General features: G+C 71.8%; 3 protein-coding genes. 1 reads left to right on the forward strand and 2 read right to left on the reverse strand.

Translation table 11 applies throughout. The features are described from left to right. The coding region (nhaA, locus tag KBX08_RS32405) for a Na+/H+ antiporter NhaA (RefSeq protein WP_247670444.1) at positions 1 to 1,329 on the reverse strand (1,329 nt) is incomplete at its 3' end. 339 nt (positions 1,330 to 1,668) lie between these two features. On the opposite strand from nhaA, the gene KBX08_RS32410 reads away from it, so the two are divergent. Then, entirely contained in the window at positions 1,669 to 3,132 is a 1,464-nt protein-coding gene (locus tag KBX08_RS32410) for a polysaccharide biosynthesis tyrosine autokinase (RefSeq protein WP_210787564.1), read from the forward strand. On the opposite strand, the gene KBX08_RS32415 is transcribed toward KBX08_RS32410, so the two are convergent. After that, positions 3,113 to 3,667 carry a low molecular weight phosphatase family protein gene (locus KBX08_RS32415; protein ID WP_210787565.1) on the reverse strand — a complete coding sequence of 185 codons (555 nt, stop codon included), beginning with the start codon at positions 3,665 to 3,667 and terminating at the stop codon, positions 3,113 to 3,115. The two genes, KBX08_RS32410 and KBX08_RS32415, sit on opposite strands and share 20 nt — an antisense overlap. Between the last annotated feature and the right edge of the window lie 235 nt (positions 3,668 to 3,902).

Consider the following 3,902-nt stretch of genomic DNA (forward strand, 5'->3'; position numbering starts at 1 on the left):
GGGTACGCCGTCCCCGTCGGCGTCCAGCCGCTCCCGCTGCGCCACCCTCCGGTAGGCCGCGTTGCGGCGTCTGAGCACGGCGGCGGCCAACCCGGCGGAGATCACCGAGCCGAGCAGCACGGCAGCCTTGACCCGGTCGTCGGCAGTGCTGCCCGCCCCGAACGCCAGGTCGCCGATGAGCAGCGAGACGGTGAAGCCGACGCCGGCCAGCAGGGCGATCCCGAGCAGGTCGACCCAGGTGATGTCCTCGTCCAGTTCGGCGCGGGTGAACCGGGCCAGCAGGTACGTCGAGCCGAAGATGCCGATGCTCTTGCCGAACACCAGGGCGGCGACGATGGCGATCACGATCGGGTCGCTCAGCAGGGCGCCCAGGTCGGTGCCGCGTAGGGTGACCCCGGCGGCGAAAAGGGCGAAGATCGGCACCGCGAAGCCGGCCGACACGGGCCGCCAGCGGTGTTCCAGGCGGGCGGCGAGCCCACCCTCGCCCGCCTCTGCGCTGGCGCTGGCCGGCTGGCCGCCGTCCGCCCGTCGGCGGGCGAGCACCGGCACCGTGAAGCCGAGCAGGACACCGGCGACAGTGGCGTGCACGCCCGAGGCGTGCATCAGTGTCCAGGCGGCGATCGCGAGGGGGATCAGCGCCCACCACCAGGTGCGCCCCCGCTGCACCAGCACCGCGAAGAGCCCGATCGGCGCGAACGCGGCGAGCAGCGGAACGGGATGAAAGTCGGCGGTGTAGAAGATCGCGATGATGGTGATCGCGAACAGGTCGTCGACCACCGCGAGGGTGAGCAGGAATGCGCGTAGCCCCTGGGGCAGATGTGAGCTGACCACAGCGAGTACGGCGAGCGCGAATGCGATGTCGGTGGCGGTCGGAATGGCCCACCCGCGCAGGCCCTCCCCGCCCCCGCTCAGCACCACCGCCACGTAGATCAGCGCCGGCAGCACCATCCCGCCGAGCGCGGCCGCCATCGGTAGGGCGGCTCGGCGCGGGTCGCGGAGGTCACCGGCGACGAACTCCCGTTTGAGCTCCAGGCCCACCACGAAGAAGAAGATGGCCAGCAGGCCGTCCGCCGCCCAGGTGGCCAGGTCCAGGTCGAGGTGCCAGGGCGCGCCGGGCCAGGGCACCACGTCGCCGAGGCGGGTGTACGAGTCGGACCACGGGGAGTTGGCCCAGACCAGCGCGATCACGGCGCCTGACAGCAGTAGCGCGCCACCGACGGTCTCGGTGCGCAGCACGTCGGCCAGGTGCCGGGCCTCCGGCCAGGACGATCGGGAGAACAGCCGGATCTTCGGCGGACGCGGATCGGCTGGCGGGGTGGGGGAGGTCAACTTCGGGCTCACCTACAGGAGTCGGGACGGCAGGAATCCACTCGCCGACCAGACTTCCCGGCACACCGCTGTCGACCCTATCCGGAGGTGCGGTCGGCGGCGACCGCTGGGCCGATCGGACGCCGTCCGATCGGCCTTCGACTTTTTTCCCGGTTGTCGCCGCTGCCGAATGGACGTTTGTCGGGTTGGTCATGCGGGCGCACATCTCGCCGCCGGAATATAGGTAACTCCGGACATAAGCCGCATGAGCCGCTTTAATGGTTTCACGAGTTTAGAGACGACCTTGGGGGTTTTCGTGAAGTTATTTGCCGTAACCGGACCGGCACGGGGGCGCTCCTGATGGACCTGCTCCGCCAATTGCGCCACGTGCGTCGGCACTGGTGGGTCGCGCTGGTCACGGTCATGGTGGCTCTCGGCGTCTCGGCGTTCCTGACCGTACGGGCCCAACCCCGGTACGTCGCCTCGGTGACCTTCTTCGTCACCACCCCCAACACCGGCGTCACCGACGCCTACCAGGGCGGGCTCTTCCTCCAGCAGCGCGTCAAGTCGTACGCCGACCTGCTCAGCAGCGACCGGCTGGCGCAGAGCGTGGTGGCCGAGACTCCGGTCGGCCTCACCGCCGACGAGGTGCAGCGTCGGGTGAGCACCTCCACCGAGACCGGCACCGTTCTGCTGCGGGCATCGGTCACCGACACCGACCAGACCCGCGCTTTGCGCGTGACGGAGACCCTCGCCAACAAGTTCGTCGAGCTCGTACAGAAGGTGGAGACGACGCCGGAGGGCAAGGCGCCCATCAAGATCGAGGTGGTCAGTGGCCCGCGGGTCAGCGCCGACCCCGTCTCGCCGCAGCCGGTTCGCAACCTCACCCTCGGTGGCCTGATCGGCCTGATCCTCGGCATCGGTCTGGCGATCCTGCGCGGCGTCGCCGACGTCCGACTGCGCGACGCCGCCGGCCTGCAACGCGCCACCGGCAGCCCGCTGCTCGGTGAGATTCCGTTCGAGGCCAACGCCCGCAGCGCTCCGCTCATCGTGGGCGACGCCGCGACCTCGGCGCGCGCCGAGGCGGTCCGCAAGTTGCGGACCAACCTGCGCTTCGTGGACGTCCACGAGCCGGCCCGGGTCATCGCGGTGACCAGTGCCCTTCAGGGCGAGGGCAAGACCACCCTCTCCTGCAACCTGGCCATCGCGTTGGCCGAGGCGGGCTGGCGGGTGCTGCTTGTCGACGCCGATCTGCGCCGCCCGAAGGTCGACGACTACCTGGGCCTGGACGCCGGCGTCGGCCTCACCGACGTGCTGGTGGGCGACGTGAAGGTGGGCGACGTCGTGCAGCGCTGGGGCGACAAGTCCCTGCTGGTGCTGCCCAGCGGGTCGGCCCCGCCGAACCCGAGCGAGCTGCTCGGCTCCAAGGCCATGTCGGACCTGTTGCTGGCGCTGCGCGAGTCGGCGGACATCGTGATCATCGACACCGCGCCGCTGCTGGCGGTGACCGACGGCGTGGTGGTGGCCGTGCAGGCCGACGGCGCGCTGTTGGTGACCCAGCAGGGCCGTACCTCGCGGACCCAGGTCGCCGCGGCGGCCCGGTCACTGCACTCGGTTTCGGTCCGGCTGCTCGGCTGTGTGCTGAACATGGCGAAGGTGGCCAAGGCCGAGGCGTACCAGTACGAGGCCTACCGGGTGGTGGCCTCGACGGCCGAGACGTCGGTGCCGGCCGACCGGGCCGCGTCCGGCCGGCACAGCGCGACCGCCGACGGGGTCAACGGGGTCCCCGACCACACCCAGGAACTCACCCGGCTGCCCCGATGAGTGCGGCGAGGGGTCGCAGCGACCGTTCGATCTCCTCGGCGCAGCGTCTGAAGTCGGCCGCGGTACCGCCGATCGGGTCCCGAAGGTCGTCCTCGTCCGGGGCGGCGGGTTGCAGCCGTCCCCGGGCCTGGGCGGCGGCGGCGATCGCCGCCCGCAGCGGGTCGTCGGCCGAGTCGGTGGGCGTCTCGGCCGCCGCGGCCAGCCGGCCGAACTGGCGCAACGTGAACGTCCGGTGCAGCGCGCCCGGCGCCAACGCGGTGCAGACCGAGCGTTGGCGTCGGGTCGCGGTCAGCACGAGCGTCGCGTCGACCAGATACTCGGGGCGCAACCCCCGGGTCCGGAACGCCGCCGGGTCGGTGCCGCTCTCGGTCGCGACCTCCAGGGCGTACGGGTGCATGGCCAGCCCGTCGATCGCGTCGGTGCCGGCGCTGGCCACCTCGACGGGTCGGTCGGCCAGCAGCCGGCGGGCCAGGTACTCGGCCATCGGTGACCGGCACAGGTTGGCGTGGCAGACGAACAACACGCGATCAGCCATCGGTGCCCCTCTCATCGGTACGGACACCGCAGCGCGCACCGCGAGGGCGGTGCGTCGACGCCGGTGGCCGCGCGGGGAGGGGTTGTCGGCATCGTACGCGCGCCGCACGCCGGCCGGTCGTGGTGCCGCGCCGGTCGCCGGCGATCCCTGTGGGGCGGGGGCGCACCGGTGAAGATCGGCATCCTGTCGTACCACTTTCCGCCCGAGCCGGCGGTCATCCCGGGGAGCCTCGCCG

The sequence above is a fragment of the Micromonospora sp. H61 genome, from assembly GCF_018070325.1.
Classification (GTDB): Bacteria; Actinomycetota; Actinomycetes; order Mycobacteriales; family Micromonosporaceae; genus Micromonospora; species Micromonospora salmantinae.